The sequence below is a fragment of the Actinomadura madurae genome, assembly GCF_047130825.1.
GTDB classification, from domain to species: Bacteria; Actinomycetota; Actinomycetes; order Streptosporangiales; family Streptosporangiaceae; genus Spirillospora; species Spirillospora madurae.
Map to the genome: position 1 here is coordinate 10,022,911 of NZ_CP083237.1, position 25,415 is coordinate 10,048,325.

At 75.0% G+C, this 25,415-nt stretch carries 23 protein-coding genes; 14 read left to right on the forward strand and 9 right to left on the reverse strand.

What is annotated here, in order from left to right; translation table 11 throughout:
• Positions 1-21 precede the first annotated feature (21 nt).
• The 5 genes from K8Z49_RS46970 to K8Z49_RS46990 all read left to right on the forward strand — a co-directional run bounded on the left by K8Z49_RS46970 (position 22) and on the right by K8Z49_RS46990 (position 5,849).
• Positions 22-2,529, forward strand: coding sequence for a DEAD/DEAH box helicase (locus K8Z49_RS46970; protein ID WP_021597069.1), 2,508 nt, complete (start codon positions 22-24; stop codon positions 2,527-2,529).
• A gap of 10 nt (positions 2,530-2,539) precedes the next feature.
• On the forward strand, positions 2,540-3,340 hold the full coding sequence (locus K8Z49_RS46975; protein WP_111833395.1) for a carbon-nitrogen hydrolase family protein: 801 nt from the start codon (positions 2,540-2,542) through the stop codon (positions 3,338-3,340).
• Between the two features lie 98 nt (positions 3,341-3,438).
• Positions 3,439-4,281, forward strand: a complete 843-nt coding sequence (locus K8Z49_RS46980; RefSeq protein ID WP_412517114.1) for an LLM class flavin-dependent oxidoreductase — start codon at positions 3,439-3,441, stop codon at positions 4,279-4,281.
• A gap of 79 nt (positions 4,282-4,360) precedes the next feature.
• Positions 4,361-4,876 (forward strand): hypothetical protein, encoded by a 516-nt coding sequence (locus K8Z49_RS46985; protein ID WP_024935249.1) that lies wholly within the window; start codon positions 4,361-4,363, stop codon positions 4,874-4,876.
• Positions 4,877-4,907: 31 nt separating this feature from the next.
• Positions 4,908-5,849 carry a hypothetical protein gene (locus K8Z49_RS46990; protein ID WP_075019971.1) on the forward strand — a complete coding sequence of 314 codons (942 nt, stop codon included), beginning with the start codon at positions 4,908-4,910 and terminating at the stop codon, positions 5,847-5,849.
• 5 nt (positions 5,850-5,854) lie between these two features.
• Here the strand turns inward: K8Z49_RS46990 and K8Z49_RS46995 are convergent, their stop codons facing one another.
• Genes K8Z49_RS46995 through K8Z49_RS47015 form a run of 5 tightly spaced genes read right to left on the reverse strand, consistent with a single transcriptional unit; the run spans position 5,855 to position 10,450 of the window.
• A complete protein-coding gene (locus K8Z49_RS46995; RefSeq protein WP_075019972.1) occupies positions 5,855-7,234 on the reverse strand; it encodes an FAD-binding oxidoreductase in 1,380 nt (459 codons plus the stop codon).
• Positions 7,235-7,260: 26 nt separating this feature from the next.
• Positions 7,261-7,809: a Clp protease N-terminal domain-containing protein gene (locus K8Z49_RS47000; RefSeq protein ID WP_021600092.1), complete on the reverse strand. Its 549-nt coding sequence runs from the start codon at positions 7,807-7,809 to the stop codon at positions 7,261-7,263.
• A 4-nt stretch (positions 7,810-7,813) separates the two neighbouring features.
• Complete coding sequence (locus K8Z49_RS47005) at positions 7,814-8,047, reverse strand: hypothetical protein (RefSeq protein ID WP_024935247.1); 234 nt, start codon at positions 8,045-8,047, stop codon at positions 7,814-7,816.
• A gap of 58 nt (positions 8,048-8,105) precedes the next feature.
• On the reverse strand, positions 8,106-9,128 hold the full coding sequence (locus K8Z49_RS47010; protein WP_075019974.1) for a CNNM domain-containing protein: 1,023 nt from the start codon (positions 9,126-9,128) through the stop codon (positions 8,106-8,108).
• Positions 9,125-10,450 (reverse strand): hemolysin family protein, encoded by a 1,326-nt coding sequence (locus K8Z49_RS47015; protein WP_021599632.1) that lies wholly within the window; start codon positions 10,448-10,450, stop codon positions 9,125-9,127. Before K8Z49_RS47015 ends, K8Z49_RS47010 begins: the two co-directional genes overlap by 4 nt.
• Before the next feature lie 155 nt (positions 10,451-10,605).
• Here K8Z49_RS47015 and K8Z49_RS47020 point away from each other — a divergent pair, with 155 nt between their 5' ends.
• A complete protein-coding gene (locus tag K8Z49_RS47020) occupies positions 10,606-11,565 on the forward strand; it encodes an MBL fold metallo-hydrolase (protein WP_075019976.1) in 960 nt (319 codons plus the stop codon).
• Between the two features lie 141 nt (positions 11,566-11,706).
• Positions 11,707-12,711, forward strand: coding sequence for a hypothetical protein (locus tag K8Z49_RS47025; RefSeq protein WP_412517115.1), 1,005 nt, complete (start codon positions 11,707-11,709; stop codon positions 12,709-12,711).
• A gap of 165 nt (positions 12,712-12,876) precedes the next feature.
• Here the strand turns inward: K8Z49_RS47025 and K8Z49_RS47030 are convergent, their stop codons facing one another.
• The 3 genes from K8Z49_RS47030 to K8Z49_RS47040 form a co-directional block, all read right to left on the reverse strand.
• Entirely contained in the window at positions 12,877-13,206 is a 330-nt protein-coding gene (locus tag K8Z49_RS47030; protein ID WP_075019977.1) for a histone-like nucleoid-structuring protein Lsr2, read from the reverse strand.
• A 17-nt stretch (positions 13,207-13,223) separates the two neighbouring features.
• Positions 13,224-13,580 carry a histone-like nucleoid-structuring protein Lsr2 gene (locus K8Z49_RS47035; RefSeq protein ID WP_021599628.1) on the reverse strand — a complete coding sequence of 119 codons (357 nt, stop codon included), beginning with the start codon at positions 13,578-13,580 and terminating at the stop codon, positions 13,224-13,226.
• A 91-nt stretch (positions 13,581-13,671) separates the two neighbouring features.
• Positions 13,672-14,979: a helix-turn-helix domain-containing protein gene (locus K8Z49_RS47040; RefSeq protein WP_024935244.1), complete on the reverse strand. Its 1,308-nt coding sequence runs from the start codon at positions 14,977-14,979 to the stop codon at positions 13,672-13,674.
• A 641-nt stretch (positions 14,980-15,620) separates the two neighbouring features.
• Between K8Z49_RS47040 and K8Z49_RS47045 the strand changes: the two genes are divergently transcribed.
• From K8Z49_RS47045 to K8Z49_RS47075, 7 genes are all read left to right on the forward strand, one after another.
• A complete protein-coding gene (locus tag K8Z49_RS47045) occupies positions 15,621-16,448 on the forward strand; it encodes an AfsA-related hotdog domain-containing protein (RefSeq protein WP_412517116.1) in 828 nt (275 codons plus the stop codon).
• Between the two features lie 8 nt (positions 16,449-16,456).
• Positions 16,457-17,089, forward strand: coding sequence for a methyltransferase family protein (locus K8Z49_RS47050; RefSeq protein WP_412517117.1), 633 nt, complete (start codon positions 16,457-16,459; stop codon positions 17,087-17,089).
• A 2-nt stretch (positions 17,090-17,091) separates the two neighbouring features.
• A complete protein-coding gene (locus K8Z49_RS47055) occupies positions 17,092-19,755 on the forward strand; it encodes a PEP/pyruvate-binding domain-containing protein (RefSeq protein WP_412517118.1) in 2,664 nt (887 codons plus the stop codon).
• A gap of 83 nt (positions 19,756-19,838) precedes the next feature.
• Positions 19,839-20,900 carry a polyprenyl synthetase family protein gene (locus tag K8Z49_RS47060; protein WP_412517119.1) on the forward strand — a complete coding sequence of 354 codons (1,062 nt, stop codon included), beginning with the start codon at positions 19,839-19,841 and terminating at the stop codon, positions 20,898-20,900.
• Positions 20,901-20,912: 12 nt separating this feature from the next.
• Positions 20,913-22,121, forward strand: coding sequence for a PucR family transcriptional regulator (locus K8Z49_RS47065; protein WP_075019982.1), 1,209 nt, complete (start codon positions 20,913-20,915; stop codon positions 22,119-22,121).
• Positions 22,122-22,130: 9 nt separating this feature from the next.
• On the forward strand, positions 22,131-23,300 hold the full coding sequence (locus K8Z49_RS47070; protein ID WP_412517120.1) for a cytochrome P450: 1,170 nt from the start codon (positions 22,131-22,133) through the stop codon (positions 23,298-23,300).
• Positions 23,297-24,181 (forward strand): hypothetical protein, encoded by an 885-nt coding sequence (locus K8Z49_RS47075; protein ID WP_412517121.1) that lies wholly within the window; start codon positions 23,297-23,299, stop codon positions 24,179-24,181. Before K8Z49_RS47070 ends, K8Z49_RS47075 begins: the two co-directional genes overlap by 4 nt.
• 22 nt (positions 24,182-24,203) lie before the next feature.
• Here K8Z49_RS47075 and K8Z49_RS47080 read toward each other — a convergent pair whose 3' ends face one another.
• Complete coding sequence (locus K8Z49_RS47080; RefSeq protein WP_412517122.1) at positions 24,204-25,385, reverse strand: zinc-dependent alcohol dehydrogenase; 1,182 nt, start codon at positions 25,383-25,385, stop codon at positions 24,204-24,206.
• Positions 25,386-25,415: the final 30 nt, after the last annotated feature.

Consider the following 25,415-nt stretch of genomic DNA (forward strand, 5'->3'; position numbering starts at 1 on the left):
GATCGGGGGCAGGATGGAGGGGTGAGCCTTATCGATGAGCTGCCCTCCAGAGACGACAGTGACGCCGATTCGCTCTTCGAGGCGTTCGAGCGGTGGGTGTCCGGGCGCGGGATCACGCTGTATCCCGCGCAGGAGGAGGCGCTCATCGAGGTCGTGTCGGGCGCCAACGTGATCCTGTCGACGCCGACCGGGTCCGGGAAGAGCCTGGTGGCGGCGGGGGCGCTGTTCGCGGCGCTCGGCCGGGACCAGATCGCGTTCTACACGGCGCCGATCAAGGCGCTGGTGTCGGAGAAGTTCTTCGACATGTGCGAGATGTTCGGGCGCGAGAACGTCGGGATGATGACCGGCGACGCGAGCGTGAACGCCGACGCGCCGATCATCTGCTGCACGGCCGAGGTGCTGGCGAACATCGCGCTGCGGGACGGGGCCGACGCCGACATCGGCGTGGTGGTCATGGACGAGTTCCATTTCTACGCCGAGCCCGAGCGGGGATGGGCGTGGCAGATCCCGCTGCTGGAGCTGCCGCAGGCCCAGTTCCTGCTGATGTCGGCCACCCTGGGGGACGTCGCGTTCTTCCAGAAGGACCTGACGCGGCGGACGGGGCGGCAGACGGCGCTGGTCACGTCGGCGGAGCGGCCGGTCCCGCTGATCTACGACTACCGGGTGACGCCGCTGCACGAGACGATCGAGGAGCTGCTGGCCGAGCAGAAGGCGCCGATCTACCTGGTGCACTTCACGCAGGCGGCGGCGATCGAGCGGGCGCAGTCGCTGATGAGCATCAATGTGTGCACCAAGGCGGAGAAGGCCCGGATCGCCGAGCTGATCGGCAACTTCCGGTTCACGACGAAGTTCGGGCGCAACCTGTCGCGGTTCGTCCGGCACGGGATCGGGGTGCACCACGCCGGGATGCTGCCCAAGTACCGGCGGCTGGTGGAGCGGCTGGCGCAGGCCGGGCTGCTGAAGGTCATCTGCGGGACCGACACGCTCGGCGTCGGCGTCAACGTGCCGATCCGGACGGTGGTGTTCACCGCGCTGAGCAAGTACGACGGGCACCGGGTGCGGCGGCTGCGGGCGCGGGAGTTCCACCAGATCGCCGGGCGGGCCGGGCGGGCCGGGTTCGACACGGTCGGGTTCGTCGTCGCGCAGGCGCCCGAGCACGTGGTGGAGAACGAGAAGGCGCTCGCCAAGGCCGGCGATGACCCGAAGAAGCGGCGGAAGGTCCAGCGCAAGAAGCCGCCGGAGGGGTTCGTCGGCTGGGACGAGGAGGTCTTCAGGAAGCTGCAGGAGGCCGAGCCGGAGATGCTCCGGTCCCGGTTCCAGGTCAGCCACGCGATGCTGCTGTCGGTGATCGCGCGGCCCGGCAACGCGTTCCAGGCGATGAAGCGGCTGCTGACCGACAACCACGAGGAGCCGGCCGCGCGGCGCCGGCACATCTCGCGGGCGATCGCGATCTACCGGTCGCTGCTGGCGGGCGGTGTGGTCGAGGCGCTGCCCGAGCCGGACGACGCCGGACGGTACGCGCGGATCACCGTCGACCTCCAGGAGGACTTCGCGCTCAACCAGGCGCTGTCGACGTTCGCGCTGGCCGCGTTCGAGGTGCTCGACCCGGCGTCGCCCACGTACGCGCTGGACGTCCTGTCGGTGATCGAGGCGACGCTGGACGATCCGCGGCAGATCCTCGCCGCGCAGGTCAACAAGGCGCGCGGCGAGGCCGTCCAGGAGATGAAGGCCGAGGGGATCGAGTACGAGGAGCGGATGGAGCTGCTCCAGGACGTCGACCACCCGAAGCCGCTGGAGGACGAGCTCGACGCCGCGTACGAGATCTACCGGGCCGGGCATCCGTGGGTCGGCGACCATCCGCTGCGGCCGAAGTCGGTCGTGCGCGACATGTACGAGCGCGCGATGACGTTCACCGAGTACATCGGGTACTACGAGCTGGCGCGGGCCGAGGGCCTCGTCCTGCGGTACCTGTCGGGGGCGTACAAGGCGCTGCAGCAGACCGTCCCGGAGTCGATCAAGACCGATGACCTGATCGACCTGATCGAGTGGCTGGGCGAGCTGGTCCGGCAGGTGGACTCCAGCCTGCTGGACGAGTGGGAGCAGCTAGCCAACCCCGCCGACGAGGACCTGGACGAGCCGATCGAGGAGCGGGTCGCGAAGGTGACCGCGAACGCGCGGGCGTTCCGGGTGCTGGTGCGCAACGCGATGTTCCGGCGGGTGGAGCTGGCGGCGCTGGAGCGCTACGCCGAGCTCGGCGAGCTGGACCCCGACTTCGGCGCCGGCGCGTGGGCGGACGCCATGGACGGCTACTTCGAGGAGCACGACGAGCTGCTCACCGGGCCGGACGCGCGCGGGCCGAAGCTGCTGCAGATCGAGGAGGTGCCGGAGGACGCCCTGTGGCGGGTCCGGCAGGTGTTCGACGACCCCGAGGGCCATCACGACTGGGGCATCAGCGCCGAGGTCGACCTCGCGGGTTCCGACCAGGAGGGCGAGGCCGTCGTCCGGGTGACCGGCGTCGACCGGATGTAGGAGGCCGATGATGGTGCAGGTCGCGGTGGCGCAGTTCGCGCCGGGCACGGGCAAGGACGAGAACCTGGCGGCGATCGGCAAGCTGGCCGGTGAGGCGGCCGGGCGCGGCGCGAAGGTCGTCGTGTTCCCCGAGTTCGCGATGTTCACCGCGCCGAAGATGGACCGGCGGTTCGTCGACTCCGCCGAGCCGCTGGACGGTCCGTTCGTGACCGGCCTCGGCGACCTGGCGCGCCGCCACGGCGTCCACCTGGTGGCGGGGGTCAACGAGCGCCTGGACGACCCGGACCGCATCTCCAACACGCTCGTCGCCCTCGCGCCCGGCGGCGGCGTCGTCGCCGAGTACCGCAAGATCCACCTGTACGACGCGTTCGGGTACGAGGAGTCGGCGCTGGTCCGGCACGGCGCCATCGGCGAGCCGGAGACCTTCACGGTGGACGGCGTCACGTTCGGCATGCAGACCTGCTACGACGTGCGGTTCCCGGAGGTGACGCGGCGGATCGTGGACGCCGGCGCCGACGTCCTCGCGCTGCCCGCCGAGTGGGTGCCGGGCCCGCTCAAGGAGGACCACTGGCGGACGCTGGTGCGGGCCCGCGCGATCGAGAACACGATCTACGTGGCGGCGGCCGACCAGTGCGCCCCGACCGGCGCCGGCAACAGCATGATCGTCGACCCGATGGGCGTGGTCACGGCCGCCCTGGGGGAGGGGCCGGGGATCGCGGCGGGCGAGGTCTCGCCCGAGCGCGTGGGCGCCGTCCGGGGGAAGAACCCGGCGCTCGCCCTGCGCCGTTTCACCGTCACCCCGGCCGGCTAGGACACCGCCTCGGCGGCGCGGCGCGGCCGAGGGTCCTTGACAAATGAGTGAGCACTCACTCAAATGGAGGGCATCCGAGGTGGACGGGAGGCGGGACGATGGCCGATCGGCGGTTCAGGTTCGCGGTGATGGTGGGGTGGGCGCGCAGCGGCGCCGACTGGGCGGCGCAGGCGCGCCGGGCGGAGGAGCTCGGGTACGCGACCCTGCTGACCCCCGACACGTCCGGCACGGCCATGCCCGCGGCGACGCTCGCCGCGGCGGCGGGCGCCACGACGACGCTGCGGGTCGGCACGTTCGTGCTCTCCGCGGCGACCCGGCCGCCGCACATGATCGCGTGGGAGGCGGCCTCGATGGCGCTCGCCACCGGCGACCGGTTCGAGCTCGGGATCGGCGCGGGCCGTCCCGGCGGGGAGGACGACGCCGCGGTCTTCGGCGTTCCGTACGGATCGGGCGCCAAGCGGATCGCCCGGGTGGAGGCGGCGCTGGACGCGGTCGCGAACCCGCCGGAGGGGCTGTTCGCGGGGACCGGCCGCCCGCCGCGCGTGGTCGTGGCGGCGTCCCGGCCCCGGATGCTGGACCTGGCGGCGCGGCGGGCCGACACGGTCGCGTTCGGCGTCCCGCCGATGACCGGCGACGCCGAGCTCGCCGGATACGTGGACGTCGTCCGGAAGGCGGCGGGGGAGCGGTTCGACGACCTGGAGCTGTGCACGCAGGTCCACGTGGTCGGCGACGACGTGCCGGAGTGGCTGGGCCGCCAGATGGACGTGGACCTCACCGCCATGGCGACATCGGACGTGATCGCGAAGCTGTCCGGGACGCCCCGGGAGATGGCGGACACGCTCGCCCGCCGGCGCGACGAGCTGGGCGTGTCGTACGTGTCGGTCTCCTCCGCGTTCGTCGAGGAGTTCGCGCCCGTGGTGGAGTTGCTCGCCGGTCGGTGACGGCCGCCGGTGTATCGAGCCGGCAACGGTCGAGCCGGTTCCGCGTGTCCGGGCGTGCGCTCAGCGTGACGATCGGTGGGTGCGCCTTTCCTCCAGCCTCCCGCCCGCCGGATTCACCCGCGCCGAACCGAGGCCGCCCGCCCGCCGCCCTCCTCGCGCGGCCGTCGTCGCCGTCGCGCTCGTCCTGGGCGCCGGACTGTTCCTGGCCGTCGGCCACGGGACGGCCCGGACGGTCCCGGCCCGCACGGTGACGCCGGACGCCGCCACCCCGGCCGCGTCCGCCCGGCCGTCGCCCGCCCGGCCCTCACCCGCCTCGTCCCGCACCGGGCGGACCGCGGCGGAGCCGCATGCCCGGTCGTCCGCCCACCGTCCCCGGGTGCCGCGGCGGGTCCCCCGCCGGACGCGCGCGGCCCCGTCACCGCGCGAGAAGGGCCGGCCCGCGCACCGGCCCCGCCCGGCCAAGACGCGCACGCCGCGCGCCGTCCGTCCGGCGGCCCCGTCGTGGATCGCCGCCGAGTGCCGGCGGAGGTACCCGGCCGATCCCTTCCGCAGGTCCGCGTGCGTCGCCGCGCTCACGGAGGCTTTCGGAGGCTGAGGGAACTCACCGGCCACCCGGGGAGTCGTACATGACCATGAACCCCAGCGGACACGACATCATCGGCATGTCACTCATAGACGCCTTCGCGCAGCGCGGCTACCGGGCGGAGCTGACGGCTCCCGACACCGTCGCCGTGACGCTCAAGGACGGCAACCGCGCGCAGGCGGACATCGCCCAGTGGCGGCAGCACGCCGGGCGCAACCCGCGGTCCGCGCTGCCCGGCATCGCGGCCCAGTACGCCGACCAGGCGGTCCAGGCCTTCGAGCGGCAGGCGCCCCCCGCCCCCTCCGGCGGGGGGCTCGACACCGCGAGCCTGCGCGTCCGCCTCTACCCGGAGAACGCCCTCGACGAGCGGATGCAGGCCGCCCTGGTGACCCGGCCGTTCGCGCCGGGCCTGCTCCAGGCCGTCGTCGTCGACTACCCGGACTCGATCGTGCCGCTGAACCGCGCGGACCTCGGCGGGCTCGCCGAGGCCGCGGCGTTCGGGCACGCGCTGGCGCAGTCGATCGAGCGGGAGCCCCACTACGTCCAGCCCCAGGACCTGAACGGGGTCAAGATGTCCAACATCGGGGAGCAGCACCGCTACATCGGCGCGCACGCGCAGGTCCTGCGGCGCCATTTCCCCGGCCCGCTCCCGTTCGGCGCGCTGGTGGCGTTCCCGCTGCCGGAGTACGTGACGGTCCATGAGATCGGGACGGAGCAGCACCTGGTCCTCGCGCTGAAGACCGTGCAGGACGTCGCGGCCAGGCTCGCCGGGTCGGGCGAGAAGCCGATCACCGCGCAGGTGTACTGGTGGCGGCCCGGCCAGTACGAGGCGATGGCGGAGCGCGACGCGCTGTTCTCCGGGCGCGTCCCGGACCTGCGGCCGGTCGGCGTGCAGGTCGAGCAGGACGGGGAGCGCCTCCAGGTCGGCCTCGTCGGCGACCACACCGCCGAGCTCGTCCAGGGCTGGGAGGCCGCCCGCGGCTGATCGGGTCAGGGCGTCCCGAAGACCTTGCCCGGGTTGAACACGCCCGCCGGGTCGAGCGCGTCCTTCACCGCGTGGTGCAGGGCGATCACGGCCGGGTCCAGCTCGTCGTGCAGGCCGCGCCGCTTGAGCAGGCCGACGCCGTGCTCGCCGGTGACGGTGCCGCCGAGGGCGATCGCGTCGGCGACGATGCGGTCGAAGGCGCGCTGGGCCCGGACGCGGGCCGCGTCGTCCCCGGCCGGCGCGATGATCAGCGGGTGCAGGTTGCCGTCGCCCGCGTGGGCGATGTTGGCGATGTGGGTGCCGGTGTCCGCGGCGGCGGCCTCGATGCGGGTCAGCATCTCCGGGACGAGGCCGCGCGGCACGCACACGTCCTCGGTCAGGACGGGGCCGAGCCGTTCGAGCGCCGGGTAGGCGAGCCGGCGCGCGGCGAACAGCGCGTCCGCCTCGGCCTCGTCGGACGACCGGGCGCTCCAGGTCGCGCCCGCCTCCTTGAACAGCCGCGCCATCGCGTCGGCCTCCGCCTCCCCGGACTCGCCGGGCAGGTCGGTGCGGCCGAGGAGCAGGACGTCCGCGTCCGCGGACAGGCCCATGTTGCGCCACGCGTCGACCGCTCGTAGGCAGTGCCGGTCGATCAGCTCCAGCGCGCTCGGGACGATCCCGGCCGCGGTGACCTTGGCGACGGCCTCGCCCGCTGCCTGGAGGGTGTCGAAGTACCCGACGACGGTGTGCTCGGGGGCGCGGGCCCCGCGCAGCCGCACCGTGACCTCGGTGATCACGCCGAGGGTGCCCTCGGAGCCGACCATGAGCCCGCACAGGTCGTACCCGGCGACGCCCTTGGCCGTCCGGCGGCCGAGCCGGACCACCTCGCCGCGCCCCACGACCGCCTCCAGCGCGAGGACGTAGTCGCGGGTCACGCCGTACTTGACGCAGCACAGGCCGCCCGCGTTGGTGGCCACGTTCCCGCCGATCGTCGACCAGGGCGCGCTCGCCGGGTCGGGCGGGTACCAGAGCCCCCGCTCGGCGCAGGCCAGCCGGAGGGCGTCGTTGACGACCCCCGGCTGGACGACCGCGAGCCGCTCGGCGGCGTCGATCTCGACGATCTCGTCCATCGCCTCCAGGGACAGCAGCACGCAGCCGTCCAGCGCGTTCGCGCCGCCCGACAGCCCGGTGCCGGCGCCGCGCGGGACGATCGGCACGCCCTGCTCCGCGCACACGGTGACCACCGCCCGCACGTCCTCGGTCGAACCGGCCCGGACGAGCGCCGCGGGCGCCCCGTAGGGCGCCCACTCCGCCTCGTCGTGCGCGTAGGAGGCGATCACGTCGGAGTCGGTGACGATCCGGTCGGCGGGGACGAGGCGGCGCAGCGAATCCAGCGGTTCGGGCATGTCCCCACGTAATCACATGATCGCGGTCATGCCGCCTCGGCGGAGAGCAGCCGTTCCACGTGGGCGCGCAGCGCCGCGACGTCCACGCCCGCCTCGCTCAGGATCCTCACCGACATGAACTCCTCGTCGTGCAGGACGCCGAGCAGGACGTGCCCGCTGCGAATCTGCTTCTGCTTGAGCCGGATCGCGTGCCGCAGGCTCAGCTCCAGCGCCTTCTTGGCCCTCGGCGTGAACGGGATGTGGCCCTTGGGGAAGCGTCGGCGTCGACCCGCGGGAACGTCGAGCGCGCCCTCCCCGAAGACCTCCTCGGTGGCCTCGCGGACGGCGTCCAGGTCGATGCCGAGGGTGCTCAGCGCCTCCGGGTCGAGCGGATCCTCGCCCTTCCGGGCGATCCGCCGCCCGATGGCGGACGCCTCCACCCCGTGTTCGGTGAGAACCCGTGCCGTGGCGTCGTCGCCGTCCAGCAGGGAGAGCAGCAGATGCTCGGTGCCGATGAAGGGCGTGCCGAGCGCACGCGCCTGCTCCTGCGCACCGGTGACCACTCGCCGCGCGCCCTCGGTGAATCGCTCGAACATCCTTCTACTGCTCCTTCTTGAGTAGGCGGCGGCCGCCGCCGTGCTTCTTGTGGACGGCCTGCCTGCTCACGCCGAGGCAGACCGCGATCTCCTGCCAGGACCAGCCCTGGTCGCGGGCGCTCTGGACCTGCAGCGCCTCCAGCCGCTCCGCCAGCTCGCGCAGCGCCCGCACGGCCCGCAGGCCCACCGCGGGGTCCCGGCTGCTCGCCTCCTGGGCGAGCGTCACTCCATCGCTCATGGCTGTCAATGTAGGTTGACAGCCATCTCATGTCAACCAACGTTGACGGTTGGGCGCGTCAGCGGACCGCCAGCAGTGTGGTCAGGAGGTCGTCCAGGCTGACCAGGCCGGCGACGCGGCCGTCGGGGGCGATGGCGAGGCCGAGGTGGCTGTGGTTCGCCTTCAGGGTCGCGACGGCCTCGCCGACCGGGGTCCCGACCGGCAGCGCCGGCACCGGGTGCGCCAGCTCCCCGGCCGGGGTCGCCCGGCCCCGCGCCCGCGCCAGGTAGGCGTCGCGGACGTGCACCATGCGCGCCGCCCGGCCCCGCGCCCCGGCGCCCCGCACCATCAGCCGGGTGTGGCCGGTCTGCGCGGCGACGTCCACGACCTCCTGCGGGGACGCCTCCGGCGGGACCGACACGATCCCGGAGACGGGGACGACCAGGCCGGCGAGCGGGGCGCGCGGCGCGTCCAGCGCGGCGGTGAGCAGCGTCAGCTCGGTCTCCCCGATCAGGCCGAGCCGCCGCGACTCCTGCGCGATGCTGCGCAGCTGCTCGGGGGTGCGCGACACCTCCCGCGAGTCGGCCGGCCGGACGCCCACCGCCCGCAGCAGCAGGTTCGTCGTGCCGTTCAGCGCGGCCAGCGCCGGGCGGGCGACCGTCGTGAACGCGCGGAACGGCAGGCCGAGGACGGTCGCCGACCGTTCCGGCCCCGCGATCGCCCACGACTTCGGCGCCATCTCGCCGACGACCATGTGCAGGAACGTCACCAGCGCCAGCGCCAGCACGAAGGCGACCGCGTGCGCCGCCCCCTCCGGCAGGCCCGCGGCGTGGAACGGCGGCGTCAGCGTCTCCGCGAACACCGGCTCGGACACCAGGCCGAGGCCGAGCGAGCACATGGTGATCCCGAGCTGGGCGCCCGCGAGGGTCAGCGACAGCTCGTCGATCCCGGCGACCGCCGCGCCGGCGGCCCGCGAGCCCCGCGCCGCGGCCCGCTCCAGCCGGGGCCGCCGGGCCGCGACCAGCGCGAACTCGGCGGCGACGAAGAACCCGTTGCCCGCCAGCAGCGCCAGGGTGACGGGAGCGCCCAGGGCGAGGTTCACCGGTCCTCCTCCACCGCGCGGACGCGGATCAGCTCGGGCACGTGCCGGTTGATCGTCAGCACCTCCACCACGGCGGTGCGGGACGGCTCGTCCAGCCGGTCGCGCGGCAGCTCCACCCGGACGACGTCGCCCGGCCGCGCGATCCGGCCGAGCCGCCGCATCAGCAGCCCGGCGACCGTCTCGTAGTCGCCCTCCGGCAGCGCGATCCCCGTCTCGTGGGCGACCTCGTCGATCCGCAGGCCCGCGTCCGTCGTCCACCACTCGCCGGTGCGGATCGCCAGGTCGTCGTCGGGCTCGTTCTCGTCCGCGATCTCCCCGACCAGCTCCTCGGCGACGTCCTCCCAGGTGAGGATCCCGGCGAACCCCCCGTACTCGTCCACCACGCAGGCCAGCGGCTCGGCGGCGCCCCGCAGGCGCAGCACGACGTCCGGCAGCGGGAGCGTCGAGGGCAGCAGGAGCGGCGGCCGGGCGATCGCGCCGACCGCGGTCCGCGCCGCCTCGTCCGGCCCGAGCCCGACCAGCTCCTCCAGCCCGACGACCCCGACGACGTCGTCGACGCCCTCGCCGAGGACGGGGTAGCGGGTGTGCCCGCTCGCCGCGATGACGTCGCTCAGCTCGGCGGCGTCGGCGGTCGCGGCCACGGTCACCACGTCGACGCGGGGCACCATGACCGCCTCGGCGTCCCGCTCGGAGAAGACCAGGGCGCGTTCCAGCAGGTCGGCGTGGTCCTCCTGGAACTGCTCGCCGGACTCGCCGATCATGTGCCCGAGCTCCTCCAGCGTCGCGCCGTGCCGCAGCTCCTCCACCGGTTCGATGCCCACCGCGCGGACGAGCCGGTTCGCCGACGCGTCGAACAGCCGGATCAGCGGCCCCGCCATCGCGAGGTAGCCGAGCGTGGAGGCGGCCAGCGCCCGCGCGAGCGGCTCCGCCCGCGCCAGCGCCAGGTTCTTCGGGAACAGCTCGCCCATCACCATCTGGACCACGGTCGCGAGGGCGAACCCGAGCCCCACCGCCACGCCGCCGGACGCCGCGTCCGGCACCCCGCCCGCGCGCACCGCAGGGGCGATCAGGTCGGCCAGCGCGGGCTTGGCGATGAACCCGACCACCAGCGCGGTGACCGTGATGCCGAGCTGCGCGCCGGACAGCATGAACGACAGCCGGCCCATCACCTTCAGGGCGCGGTCCGCGGCGCGGTCGCCCTCCGCGGCCCGCTGGGCCAGGGCCGGGCGGTCCGCGGTGACGAAGGCGAACTCCTGCGCCACGAAGTAGCCGGTCGCGGCGGTCAGCACGAGGACGGCCAGCAGTCCGAGCGCGGCGTTCACCGGGCCCCCTCCTTCCGCGCGGCGCGTTCAAGATCCCTCCTACCCCGCGGGCGCCGTCCTCCCCACCTGGCGACCGGGACGGTTATCACCCGCTATGCGTGGAATGAAATCTGTGCACGGGAAGTGCCCGCGGCCACGAGTGCGAGGGGGCGCCGATGTCCAGACCGTTCGCGTCGTCCGCTGACCTGGGCGACAAGACGCAGACGCTTGAGGTCCTGGCCGACGGGGTGTACGCGCTCACGGCCGAGGGGGACCCGAACGTCGGCGCCGTGGAGGGCGAGGACTTCGTCGTCTGCTTCGAGGCCCTCGCCACGCCGGCGGCGGCCCGCGACTGGCTCGCCGTCCTGCGCGAGCACACCGACAAGCCCGTCCGGTACCTGGTCCTGTCGCACTACCACGCCGTCCGCACGCTCGGCGCTAGCGCGTTCGGCGCCCCGGTGGTCATCGCCCACGACCTGACCCGCGCGCTGATCGCCGAGCGCGGCGCGCAGGACTGGGAGTCGGAGTACGGCAGGATGCCCCGGCTGTTCAAGGACCCGGACGGCATCCCCGGGCTGACCTGGCCGACCGTGACGTTCTCCGGCACCCTCACCATCGACCTCGGCGGGGATCGCGGCGACCTCGACCTCGCCTACTGCGGCCGCGGCCACACCGAGGGCGACATCGTCGCGTGGCTCCCCCGGCACCGGATCCTGTTCGCCGGCGACCTCGTGGAGACGCAGGCCGCGCTCTACACCGGGGACGCGTTCCACCGCGAATGGGCGTCCGGCACGCTCGACCACGTCGGCTCCTTCGGCGCCGAGACGCTCGTCGGCGGGCGCGGCGCCGTCGCGCACGGCCGGGACGCCGCGCACGCCGCGGTCGCGCAGACCCGCGCCTTCCTGACCACCATGATCGACGAGGTGGGGCTGGTCCGGCGGGACGGCGGCACGCTCAAGGACGCCTTCGCGGCCGTGCACAAGGCGCTCGCCCCCGAGTACGGGCACTGGCCGATCTTCGAGCACTGCCTGCCGTTCGACGTCTCCCGCCTCTGGGACGAGATGGACGGCGTCGAGCGCCCCCGCATCTGGACGGCCGAGCGCGACCGGCAGGTGTGGGCGGAACTCCAGGACTAGCGGGGTGTGTCGCGGGTGCGGCGCCGGAGCCGAAGGGACATGTCCGGATTCCGTGACACAGTGGAATGAGCCGCGTTCCGGGTGGAAGGCTCGGAACCGACCGCGGGCACCAGGGTTCCCAGACGCGGTGGGGGAGTGGCGATGAACGAGCAGGACCGTCCTCGTCCGGTGTTCGATCCCGCCATCGGCGGCGATCACAGGGCGCTGCTGGCCGCCGCGCCCGAGCGGCTCGTCCCCGCCTGCATGCCCGCGCCGCCGCCTCCGCGGCTGCGCGCCGCCACGGTGGTGGCGCGGCTGGTGTGGATCCCGGCGTTCGCGATCTTCTACGGGGTGCTGCCCGGCGGGTGGCTGCGGGTCTGCTTCGTCGCCTCGCTGGACGAGGACGGCCTGGTGGGCGAGGCGAGCCGGTGGGGGAGGCTGCCCGTCCTCGCGATGATGCTCACCCCCGCCCTGCAGATCCTGCTGCTCCTGCTCGGCCAGGCCGAGGCCGCGGTGGTCCTCACCGCCGCGAGCTTCGCCGGCTGGGCCCTCGGCGCGCTGCGCCACGTGCGCGAACCGGCCGCCGCCCGCGCCGCCCGCGAGCACCACGGCCGCTACCTGCTGCCCGGCGACTTCGACCGGCCCGCCGCCCGGCTCCTCGTCCGCGCGCAGCGGGCCGTCGACGCCGTCCTCGGGTCGCAGTCGCACGGCGCCGGGCTGCTGGACGACATCAACAACGCGGTCGTCCTGCCCCGGCAGGAGTGGGCCATCGCGGAGGCCCTCGCGACCCACACGCGGCTGCGCCGGGAGCGCCTCGCCCAGCAGCCCGAGCGGCTGTCGGCGGACGTCCGGGCCCTGCTGGAGCCGCAGGACCGCGCGCTGGCGCTGTCGGTCCGCTCGGTCACCGGCCGGATCGAGGCGCTGGAGGCGTACGCGCGCCGGGCCGGGGAGGCCGACGACGCCTACCACGAGGCGCGCGTCCTGCAGGGCCTGCCCGAGCAGAACGCCCGCTACCGGGACCTGCTGGCGAGCACCGTCGGCGACGAGATGGCCGGCGAAGAGATCCGCGGGATGGCCGAGGACGCCCGGAGGGCCGAGATGGCACTGCGCGACCGCGTCGCCGGCGCGGTGCGCGCGGGACGCGAACTGGGCCCGCCGCCCGGGTGAGCCGCGCCGCGCGCCCGCCTATTGCGATGCCGCTCCATTCCCGGCATTCGCCCGAGAATGAGGGCGATTTGCCCGTTGCGCGCGCAAGAGGCCGGGGTGATGTAAATCCTCACCCCGGCCCCTCGCTGTCGCGCCGGAACGCCGCCGGCCGCGCGGCGCGCGCCGCTAGTGCGCGGCCTCGTACTGCTCGATCACATTGGCGGGGATACGGCCCCGCTCATTGACCTTGATGCCCTGGCCCTTCGCCCACTCGCGAATCTCGGCGGAGCGCTCGCGGCTGCCCGCGGTACGCGTCCCGCGACCACCCCTGCCCGGGGTCTTGCGCGCCTTGCGCGCGCCGGCCACGAACGGCTCCAGACCGCCGCGCAGCTTGGCGGCGTTCTTCTTGCTCAGGTCGATCTCATATGACGTGCCATCGATGGAAAAGCTGACGGTCTCGTCGGCCTCTCCACCGTCGATGTCGTCGACGAGAAGGACTTCGACCTTCTGTGCCATGCGGGGACTCCCTCTAGCTATGCGTCCGGCTTGGCGTCCGGATGTGCCTCGATGAATGCAGCATAGACCTCATCCGATATCTTGCCACGTTCGGAGACTTCGATGTCCTGACGCAATGCCCAGTCGCGGACATCACCGTTCGTGTAGCCCTTGATCTTCGCGACGCGGGACTTGCGGCCCTTCCCCGCGGGCTTCACCTCCGCGGCGTTCTCGATGAAGGGCGCGAGGGCGTCCAGCATCTCGTTCAGCCGCTTGTAGTTGTCGTCGCTCAAGTCGATGGTGAACGTGCGGTCCAAGACTTCGAAGTCTCGCTTTGCGACATCGGCTCCTTCGGAGCCGTCGATGTCGTCCACCCGAATGACCTTCTCGGCCATGTGTTCTGTGACTTCCTTCCCCTCGCCTACGCGGCGACCCCGACCGTAGCGGATTTCCGGGCCCGGCGCGGGGAGCGGCGGGGCGGGCGGATCAGCCGCCGTTGCGCTGGATCCAGGTGTACAGAAGCAGCATCATCTCGAGCCGGATCTCCGGGTCCTCGATGTCGAAACCGAACATCTGGTGCAGTTGCGCCAGTCGGTACCGGACCGTCTGCGGGTGCACGCACAGGACCTCGGCGGCGCCGGTGGCGTTGAATCCGTGCTTCATGCACTCCAGCAGCGTCACCGCGAGCCGCAGGCCCTGCCGCGGGCCGGCCTCGTCCAGCGGGGCGAGGCGCCGGGACGCCACGATCGCGGCGAGCGACGCGCCCTCGCGCAGCAGCAGGCCGGGCAGATGCTCCTCGGCCCGCACCAGGACCCCGCCGCGCCGCGCGCGCCGCCCACCGCCCCGGGCAGAGGCGGATGCGCCGCGGGCGGAGTTGGATGTGCCGCGGGCGGAGGCGGGCGCGGCGGGCGCCAGGTCGAGCGCGCGCCGCGCCCACGTCAGCGACGTCGCGGCCTCCTCGGGCGGCACGGCGGGGCCGATCGCGCCCGTCCAGCCGGCCAGCGTCGCGCCGAGTTCGTCCAGGCGCCCGGGGCCGTCCGGGTCGGGCATCACCAGGCAGGGGCGGCCGTGGTCCAGGCCGGTCAGCAGGGACGGCGGCAGCCCGGCCGGGCCCTCCCCGCCGCTGCCCGGCCGCGGCCGCAGCACGATGACCGCCAGCCGCCGGGGCAGCGGCCAGCCCGCGCGGGCGGACTGCTCGCGGACGACCTCGGGCGGCGCGGGCGGGTCCGACAGCAGCAGGGCCAGCAGCCGCCCGCGCCGCTGCTCGCGCTCCCCGGCGGCCTTCTCCCGGGCGCGGGCGTAGCCGTGCGCCGCGGCGGAGGCCAGCGCGTCCAGGTAGGCGAAGTTCGCCTCGGCGAGGAGGCTGACGAGCGCCGGGGGGCGGCCGAGCCGCTCGGCCTCGACCGCCAGGTGCCGCCAGGCGAGCCGCGACGCGATCCGCATCGCGTTCTGCAGGTGCTCCAGGCTGCGGCCCTCGACGGCCTCGCCGTACCCGACGTCGAAGAAGACCTGGTACACCTCCGCCCACGAGGTGTCCGGGTCGGCGATGACCTGCACGAAGTGCTCCATCGCCTGCGCGACGGCGGCCTCCGCCACCCGCCAGTACGCCGCGTCGCCCGGCCGGTCGTACTCGGGCACGTGCCGCAGCACGCCCTCGACCATCACGCCGAGCAGGTCCGGCAGCCGGGGGCGCATCCACCGCGCCTCCTCCGCCGGGACGTCGCGCCACGGCTCGTCCGTGAGGCCCTCGATGGCCGGCGATCCGGGGCGCGCGTCGTCGTACGCCGTCGTCACGGTGGCACCTCCATCGCGAGTGCTCGGCGGGCCTCGGCCCGGGTCGTCCCAACCTAGGCACGCGAGGTGATCCGCGACACTCACCGGCCTTCACCGTCCGGGACGGCGTTTGTCAGCCCGCTGACAACCGGCGCGCCCGAGCGCGCCGGGCGGCGCACCGGCGGGCCCGGCCGCCCGGCCCGCCGCGACTGGCCGCATTCTGCCAATTAATTGTGGGCAACATCACAGCCCGAGTCGGTATCCGGTCAAACTCTCAATAATTTGAAAATATACCTTGTGAGATTCGCGCGAGAAAAAGTGCCGCTGATCTCTCGGAAACGCGCGGCGGTCGATCTCCGCGGAGCCGGGTGACGTGCGCGGTCGGCCGCGCCCGCCGCCCGGCCGCGTCCTGCAAGCGGACGCTGACATGCGCTTTTCGTCCCCGGAAGGCCTTGCACGGAGCGTGTCCGGGCCGCGCCGGGCTGCCCGGCCCGGCAACCGGGCACGGCCCGGACTGCCCGGTAGTGCAGTACAGCCCCGCGCAATTCTGTAGCAAGATGACGGCCGTCCGGTCGGCTTATCCGCGCTTCCCGAGAAGGGCGGCGGCGCCGTTTTCGGCGCGTGCCGATGCACTTGGGGCCGGCAAATGGAAGGAGCGGCGCATGAACGGGTCCGTCATCGATCGATTCCGCGAGCTGGTCGTCGACGAGGCCGATCCCTTCTACTTCGACCATCCGCTCGACCACGTGCCGGGGATGCTGCTGTTCAGCGGCCTGCTCGACCTGGCCGCCCGCGCGGATCGGCTGCGGGCGCGCGGCCGGCGCCCGGAGCGGGTCGTCGCCGGCCTCGGCTTCACCCGGTTCTGCGAGCTGGACCGGGGCACCACGCTGTCGTGCCGCCCGGTGCCGGGCCGGAACCGGGCGTGGACGGTCGCCGCCCGGCAGGGCGGCGAGGAAGTGTGCGGCGGCTCCATCGCGTTCAACGGCGAGACGCCGCGCCCGCCGGCGCGAACGGGCACGCGGACGGGCACCGCCGGAGCGGCGGCACCGTCCCGGAGCGCGCCCGCGGATCTCGTGCACCGGCACCGTCCGGGGAACGTCCTGGTCGGCGAGCCGGTGCGGCGGGGCAGGGCGGTGGTGGAGGCGGCGGTCCTCCAGCCGCCCGCGGGGGAGGGGCCGCCGCCCGCGTTCCGGTCGCCCGTGGAGATCGTCGAGGCGGGCCGGCAGTTCGCCACCCTGCTGGAGCACGCGGAGCACGGCCGGCCCATGGACACGACGCTGCTGTGGGTCGGGCTGCGGCTGGACATCCCCTACCGCGTCGCCCGCGACGTCCCGCTGCTGCTGCGCTGGCCCGTCGCCCGCGTCCCGGGGCGCCGGTCGCACTGCGCGGCGACGCTGGCGGACGCCGCCACGGGCGCCCATCTCGGGTCGCTCGCGTACGAGGCGTACGCGGTGGATCCCGAGCAGTACGAGCGCGCCAGGGCGCGGTGAGCGGCGCCATGAGGCTCCTGCCGCTCGCGCCGCGCCTGCTGTTCACCGCCGGGGCGGGCACGGCGGCCGCCGGCATCGTCCTGCACGCGGGACGGGACGGCGGGGCGGAGGCCCACGCGGCGTTCCTGCTGGCGGGCTACCTGGGCTGGCTCCTGCTGGAGGCCCCGGTGACGTTCCGCCGTGCCGCCGCCCCGCCGTCCGACGCGCGGACGCTGCTCCCGTACGGTCTGGCGCGCCTCCTGCTGGTCGCGGCGGCGTCGTTCGGGCCCCTGCCCTGGGAGCGCTGGTCGCCGTGGCTGCTCGTCCCGTCCGCCGCCTTCGCGGCCGGCGTGGCGCTGCGGCAGGCGGCGATCCGCGCGCTCGGGCGGTTCTACTCCCATCACGTGATGCGCCAGGACGGCCATCGGGTGGTCACGGGCGGGCTCTACGGGATCGTCCGGCATCCGGCCTACGCGGGGATGCTGCTCGCCCACATCGGCTTCACGTGCTTCTTCCTCGGCCCTGCCGGAGCGGCGGCGCTGCTCCTGCTGGCCGCCGCCGTGGCCTGGCGGATCCGGGTGGAGGAGAGCGCGCTCTCGGACGTTCCCGGCTATGCGCAGTACGCCGCGGGCACGCCGCGCGTCCTGCCGAAGGTGTGGTGACCATGGACGAGATCGGCCACAAGTTCGCGCGGCTGGAGGCGCTGCGCGCGGCGGGCTTCCCCGTCCCCGGCTTCTTCTGCCTGCCCGCGGACGAGTTCGACCGGGCGCTCGCCTCCCTGCGGGACGCGCTCCCGCCGGCCGCCTCGCCGCCCGCCGCGGACTGGTGCGCCTCGGCGGCGTCGGCCCTGTCCCGGGCCGTGCCGTCCGGCGACCTCGCCGACGGGCTCCTGGAGGCGTTCGACGCGCTCGTCGGCCCCGGCGGGACGGCGGCCGTCCGCGCCTGCGCGGTGCCGGGGGAGGACGGCGGCGGCGAGGACGGCGAGGACGACCCGTTCGCGGGGATGAGCGACAGCTTCCTGTACGTGCCCCGCGCCGGCCTCCTGGCGGCGGTGGCGCGCTGCTGGGCGTCGGCGTTCAAGCCCGAGGCCGTCCGCTACCGGCTTCTGAAGGGCGCCGACCCCGCGAGGGCCAGGGTCGCCGTCGGGATCCAGCGGATGGTTCCCGGGACGCGCTCGTTCGTCGCGTTCACCCGCGACCCCAGGGACGGGACGCGCCGCCACGTCGTCGCGGCGGCGCACGGGATCGGGGAGGGCGTCGTCCAGGAGAAGGCCGACGTCGATCATTTCTTCGTCGACCCGGAGACCGGCGGGGTCCGCGCGGAGATCGTCCTCAAGCGGCGCATGGCCGGGCCGCCCGCCGCCGGCGAGAGCGGCACCCGTGTGGTCGCCGTGCCGGACGGGCTGCGGCACGCGCCGGTGCTCACCGACTCCGAGGCCCGCGACGTCGCGGATCTCGCGGCCCGCGTGGAGGAGCACTTCGGCCGCCCGCAGGACATCGAGGGGGCGATCACGCCCGACGGGACCGTCCACCTCGTCCAGGCGCGGCCCCTCGCCGGGGCGGTGCGGGACGCGGGCGCCCGCGTGTACTGGGGGAACCACAACATCACCGAGAGCTTCCCCGGAGTGTCCGGCGCGCTCACCTACTCGCAGGCCCGCGCGTTCTACGAGCTGGCCTTCACCGACCTCTACCGCCGGATGGGCGTGCCGGCCCGGCGGCTGCGCGCGAACGCGCACCGGCCGGGGCGGATGGTCGGGCTCCTCGACGGCCGCGTCCACTACCGGCTGGACGACTGGCAGGAACTGCACGGGCAGCTCCCCGCCTTCGAGCTCGTCCGCGCGGGCTGGGAGGAGGCCATGGGCGTGACCGGCGAGGCGCGGGCGTCCCGGCGGTGGCCGCGGGCGCGCGTCGCCGCCGCGCTGCCCGCGACGGCCTGGCGCGCGGCCGGGCACCGCCGCGCGACCGCCCGGTTCCTGCGCTGGTGGGACGGCCTGATGGCGGAGATGTACGACCCGGCCGCCCGCCCCCTCGCCGAGCGGTCCCCGGACGAGCTGATCGCCCTGTATCGGCGGGTGTGGGCCGAGGCGTCGGTGCGCTGGGGCGTCACGCTCGCCAACGGGATCTACGGGCTGCTCGTCATGCGGGCCGGCACGGCGCTGCTGCGGCGGTGGGCGGGCGCCGGTCCCGGCCTGCTCGCCGGCCTGCTGTGCGGGGGCCGCGAAAACCGCTCACTCGCCGCGGCCCGCGCCGCGATCGCCCTCGCCGAGCGTGCCGCCGGGATCCCCGCCTTGAAGGCCGCGCTGCTGGCCGACCCCGCCGGGGGGGCCGAGGAGGAGCACCTGCGGGCCGTCTGGGACGACATCGCCGCCGGCCGGCACGGCTCCGCCATCGCCGCCGAAGCCCGCGCCCACCTGCGGCGGTACGGGGACCGCGCGCTCCACGACCTCAAGCTCGACGAGCCCACCCCGCGGCAGCGGCCCTGGATGCTCGCCGGGACGATCGCCCCGCTGGTCCGGCGCGGCGCCACCGTCGCGGGCAGCCGGGCGGACGAGGCGCGCGCCGCGGCGGAGGCCCGGCGGCGGCTGCGGGCGGCGTGCCGCAGCCCCGCGCGCCGCGCCGTGCTGCACGCGCTGCTGTCTCTGATGCGGTGGTTCGTCCGGGCGCGGGAGGACACCCGGTTCTGCCGCACCCAGCTGTTCGGGCTCTCCCGCGAGGTGCTGTGGCGGCTCGGCGCCGAGCTCGCCGCGGCCGGCGCGCTGGACGACCCGATGGACGTCCTCGACCTCACCGCCGACGAGGTGACCGGCGCGTTCGACGGCACCCTCCCCGGCGCGGACCTGCGCGGCCTCGCGGCGGTGCGGCGCGCGGAACGCGTCCGCCACCTGGACGTCCCGCTCCCGCCGGCGCTGTTCTCGGTCCCGGCCGGACGGCCCGTCGCGGCGGCCCTCGCGCACGCCCGCCCGGTCGGGCCCCGGCCGCCCGCGGACGGCGGCGACCTGCTGCGCGGGCTCGGATCGAGCGGCGGCACCGTCCGGGGCCGCGCCAAGGTGGTCCTCGACCCCGGCATCGCCCCCGTGGGCTGCGCGGGCCGGATCCTCGTCGCGCGGGAGACCGACCCCGGCTGGCTGTCCCTCATGATCGCCGCGTCCGGCCTGGTGGTCGAGCGCGGCACCCTGCTCTCGCACACCGCCGTCACGGGACGGCTGCTCGGCGTGCCCACCGCGGTCGCGGTCGGCGGCGCCGTCGCCCGCATCCCCGACGGCGCCTGGATCGAGCTGGACGGGCGCGCCGGCACGGTCCGGGTCCTGGACGAGCGCGCCACCCGATGACGGGCGCCGCCGGGCGAGCCCGGCGCGCCGCGACCTCCGGGCCGGGCCCGGATACACCCCGCAGCAGCAGAGGAGCTTGGCACGTGGACGAAGGAGTGTTCGGAAGGGCCGCCCAGGAACGGGCGATCGCCGAGGTCGAGGCGGAGATGGCGCGGCTGTGCGAGCTGCTGGCCGAGGGCCTCGCGATGGGCCTGGACGAGGGCCGCGAGATGGTCGGCGGCGCCATGTCGGAGTTCCTCGTCGAGTTCTTCGACCTCGTCCGGGCCAAGGGCTCGCGTCCCGGCGTGAAGGGCATGATCACTCTGCCGCTGCTGGTGCACGGCGCGGAGACCGGCGATCCCGCCCCCGCCGCGCCCGTCGCCGTGATCCACCTGCTCTGGTGGGCGTCGGCCCGCTACCTCGACGACCTGACCGACGCCGCCCCGGCCGAGGGCGCCGCGTCCCGGACCGTCGAGGCCCCGGCCGCCGGGAAGAAGATCCTCACCGCGCTCGCCGTCGGCGGCCAGCTGCCCGGCCGGATCATCGCCGGGCTGCCCGCCGGCGCCGCGGTCCGGGCCGCGCTCGCCGACGAGGTCTCCCGCGGGTGGCTGGACGCGGTGGACGGCCAGCTCCGCGACCTCACCGAGCGGCCGCCGGTGGCGTCCCCGGGGTCGGTGCTGCGCGGGTACGAGGGCAAGACCGGCGCCCCCTACGCCATGGCCGCCGCCGCGGCGGCGTGCCTGGCCGGCGTCGGCGACCGCCGGGTCGACGGCTGGCGCGCGTACGGGCGCGCGCTCGGCGTGCTGCGCCAGCTCGTCAACGACCAGCGCGACCTCGCCTCCGGCCGGCACGAGGACCTCGCCAACGGCACCGCGACCTACCTGCTCGTCCACCTGCTGGCCGCGCTGCCCGCCGCGCGCCGCCGGGAGGCGCTCGCCCTGCACGCCGCCGCCCGCCGCTCGGCGTCGGCGCGCGCCGAGCTGACCGCCTGGATGCTCGACGACGAGATCATCGAGTCCTACGCCGCTTCCGTCGCGCCGCTGGTCGAGCGCGCCCACGGCCTGCTCGACGGGCTGGGCGGCGATCCGGGCTGCGTCCGGGAACTGCACCGGCTGGTCGACGAGACCGCCGGCCACCTGCCCAGGTTCCGGCTGGCCGTCGCGTAGGGGGGATCGTCGATGACCGATTCCGGCGCACTCCCGGAGATCCTCACCGCGCACTGCCCGCGGGTCGCCGCGGCCGTCCGGGAGGCCCTGCACGGGCACCCCGCCTACCAGCCGATCAGGCGGGCGGCGGGCCCGATGTTCGGCGGGGGCCGCGAGACCTGCGCGCGGCTGCTCGGGCTCGTCCTCGCGGGCGGTCCGCTCCCCGAGGACGACTGGGGGCGGTTCCGCGACCTCGGCGTCCTCGCGGCCCGGCAGGCGATCCCGCTGCCGGTGCTGTCGGAGGCGTGGGACCTCGCGCTCGCCGCCGCCGCGCGCACCTGCTGGACGATCGCGCCGCCCGGCCGATTCGCCGAGATGGCCGAGCTCACCGCGCACGCGGCACGGCTCGCCGTCGGCGCGCGGGAGGCCTGCATCCAGGGCTACGCCGAGGCGCCCCGCGAGGGCGCGCGGTCGCGCCCGCTGCGCCGGCTCCTCGCCGAGACCCTGATCGACGGCGCCCCGGCCGGCGTCATCGCCGAGGCGGCCGGCGTCCGCCTGGCGCCGGCGTACCTCGCGCTGCGCTGCGAGGTCCCCGGGCGCGTGGCGGACGCGCACTGGGAGCGGGCCGGCGAGCTGCTCGAAGCGTGGGAGGACGTGCTGTACTCCGGCGACCTGTCCGGCCTCGTCGTGCTGTTCCCCGCCGCCGACCAGCTGCGCGCCGAGGACCAGGCGGCCGAGTTCACCGCCGGGCTCGCCGCCTGCACGCGCGGGCCGGTGCACGCCGCCGAGTCGTTCCGCCGCGGCGTCGCGAACATCCCCGCCGCGCTGGAGGAGGCGTCCCGGGTGCTGACGATCGTCAAGGCCATCCCGGACGCCGAGGACCGCCCCTACCGGGCGGACGAGCTGCTGGTCGAGCTCGCCATCCTCGGGCAGCCCGGCATCCGCGGCCGGCTCGCCGCCGTGCTGTCCCCGCTCGACGCCGGCACCGACCTGCGCCGGACGCTGGAGGTGCTGCTCGCCTGCAACCTCGACCGCGAGCGCGCCGCGCGGGAGCTGTGGATCCACCGCCGCACCCTGCACTACCGGCTGGACCGCATCCGGGACCTGTCCGGCGTCGACCCCAGCTCGGCCCGCGGCATCCAGCTGTTCCGCGCGGCCCTCACCTCGGCGCGGCTGGCCGGGCTGGAACGGGACGGGCAGAGCGCCCAGGACGCCTCGCTGCCCCCGCCGCTGAGCGCCTGAAGGAGACCCATGGACTTTCCCCTGCCGTGCCGTCCCGGCGTCCCGCTGGACGAGGACCACCTGCGGCGGCTCCGCGAGCGCCCGCTGGTGCCGGTCGTGCTGGCGGGCGGGCACAAGGCCCTGCTCGTCACGCGGCACCCCGACGTCCGGACGGTGCTGTCCGACGACCGGTTCAGCCGGGAGGCCTGGAACGGCGGCACGCTGTTCGCCCGGACACCCGCGTCCCTCGCCCTGGCCGCGAGCGACCCTCCGGCGCACACCCGGCGCCGGAGGGCCGTCCGGCCCTGGTTCACGGCCCGCCGTGCCGAGGCGGACCGGCCCCGCATGGAGGCCATCGCCGAACGGCTCCTGGACGAGATGGAGGCGGACGGCCCGCCCGCCGACCTGATCGCCCGGTTCGCGACCCCGTTCCCGTACGCGGTGATCTGCGACATGCTCGGCGTCCCCACCGCCGACCTCGGGCTGCTGCTGCCCTGGGTCAGCGCGATGATGTCGGCCGGGCACCACACGGGTGGCGAGGTGCGGGCCGCGCACGAGGGCATGCGCGGCTACTTCGCCGGCAAGGTCGCGGCACGCCGGGCCCTGCCCGGGGACGACCTGCTCACCGCGCTCGTCGACGGCTGGGCGCTGTCCCAGGACGAGATCGTCGTGTTCGGGTACGGGCTGCTGATGGCGGGCGGGGAGACCACGTCGAACTTCCTGGCGGCCTGCGTGCTCGACCTGGTCACGCGCCCCGGTCTCGCCGCCCGGCTCCGCGCCGACCCGTCCCTGATCCCGGCCGCCGTGGAGGAGTACCTGCGCTGGGTGTGGTTCGCCGGCACGGGCGGGCATCCCCACGTCCTGCTGGCGGGCGCCGAGCTGGCCGGGACGCCGCTGGCGCGCGGCGACGTCGTCGTGCCGCTCACCGACGCGGCCAACCGGGACCCCGCCGCCTTCCCCGGGGTCGACGCGTTCGATCCGGGCCGTTCCCCGAACCCCCACCTGGGCTTCGGGCACGGCCGCCACCGGTGCCTCGGCGCGCCGCACGCCCGCGCGGAGCTGCAGATCGCCGTCGCCGCGCTCCTGCGCCGCTTCGACGACCTCGCCCTGGCGGTCGACCCGGCCCGGCTCGCCTGGCGCGACCACATGTTCGTCCGCGGCGTATGGCACCTGCCCGTCACCTGGTCCCGCCGGCGGTGAGGGGCTGGAGCGGGCGGATCGCCCGGTTCGTCCGGGGGAGCCATCCGCCCCTGCCGTCGCTGGCGGTGGCGGTGCTGTGGGCCTGCGGGGTCGGCGGGCTGTTCGCCGCCGTCGACCCGGACGCTCCGGACTGGCGGCCCGGGACGGGGACCGCGGTGGCGGCGGTGTCGCTCTTCGCCGACCTGCTGCTGATGCGGGCGCTGGACGACATCCGCGACCTGGACCACGACCGGCGGTTCCACCCCGGGCGCCCGCTCGCGGCCGGGGCGGTGCGCACCGGCGACCTGGCGGTGCTGTACGGCGCGGGAGCGGTGGTGCTGGGCCTGCTCAACGCGGCCTGGCCATGGCGGGCGGGCATCCTCCTCGCCCAGCTCGCTTACGCGGCCGGGGCGATCGGTGTCCACCGGCGGTGGCGGCGTCCGTCCGCCGACAAGCTGTTCACCAGCCTGCTGGTGAGCCTGCCCGTGCCCGTCCTGCTCCACCTCTACCTGTACGCGGGCTACCTGGAGGAGGCCGGGCACGGGGCGGACCGGTACGGCCTCGTCGCCGTCGCCGTTGTCGTGCTGGCGGCGGGCCACCCCGAGCTCGCCGGGAAGATCACGCGGGCGCCGCGGCCGGGGGAGCGGACCTACGTGACGACGCTCGGCGTCCCGGGCACGGTCGTCCTGGCCCTGGCCGTGCCGGTGCCGTCGGTCTGCCTGCTGGCGGTCTTCTCACAGGCACCGGACGGGTGGACGCTCCTCGCGGTGCTCCCGCTCATCGTCCCGGCGCTCGCCGCGTGGGGCTTCCGGCGCGGCCGGACCCGATGGCCGCCGGCCGCGCCTCCCCTCTACCTGCTGCTGACGCTCGCCGGTCACCTCGCGATCGGGTGGGCCCGCTGACGGAGGGGGACGCGGCCGGGCGTCAGGGTTGCAGCAGCACCTTGATGGCGCCGTCCTGCTTCTTCTGGAACATCTCGTACGCCCGGGACGCCTCGTCCAGCGGCCGGCGGTGCGTCGCGAGGTCCATCACGCCGAGCGGGTCGGCGTCGTCGGTGACGAGCGGCATCAGGTCGCCGATCCACTTCTTCACGTGCGCCTGGCCCATCCGCAGCCCGATGCCCTTGTCGAACATCCGCAGCATCGGCAGCGGGTCGGTCATGCCGCCGTAGACGCCGATGACGGAGATCGTCCCGCCGCGGCGGACGATCTCGATGGCGGTGCCGAGCGCGGCCAGCCGGTCCACCCCGACCCGCTGCATGAGCGGCGCCGCGGCGGTGCCGGGCATGAGGCCGGTGAGGGTCTGCGCCAGCTTGGCGCCGCGCGAGCCGTGCGCCTCCATCCCGACCGCCTCGATCACCGAGTCGGTGCCGCGGCCCCCGGTGAGCTGCCGGACCGCGTCCGGGACGTCGTCGGCCTCGTCGGAGTCGATCACCTCGACGCCGTGCCGGCGCGCCATCTCCAGCCGCTCGGGGACGAGGTCGACGGCGATCACCCGGTGGCCCAGGTGCCGGGCGATCCGGGCGGCCATCTGCCCGATCGGGCCGAGGCCGAGCACGGTGACCGAGCCGCCCGCCGGGATGTCGGCCCAGTCGACGGCCTGCCACGCGGTCGGCAGCACGTCCGACAGGTACACGAAGCGCTCGTCCGGCGGCCCCTCCGGGACCTTGATCGGCCCGAAGTGCGCCTGCGGCACCCGCAGGTACTCCGCCTGCGCGCCCGGCACCTGCCCGTAGAGCCTGGTGTAGCCGAACAGCGCCGCGCCCATGCCGTGCTCGCGGACCTGGGTCGTCTCGCACTGGGCGAACAGCTCCATCTCGCACATGTGGCAGCGCCCGCAGGAGATGTTGAACGGGATGACCACACGGTCACCGGGCTTGACGTGGGTGACCTCGGAGCCGGTCTCCTCGACGATCCCCATCGGCTCGTGGCCGAGCACGTCCCCCTCGGTGAGGAACGGGCCGAGCACCTCGTACAGGTGCAGGTCCGAGCCGCAGATGCCGGACGAGGTGACCCGGATGATCGCGTCGTCCGGCTCCTTGATCTCCGGGTCGGGCACGGTGTCGACGCGGACGTCGCGCTTGCCGTGCCAGGTGACAGCCTTCATCGTGCTCCTCCCGTGGACGGGCCCGGTTCC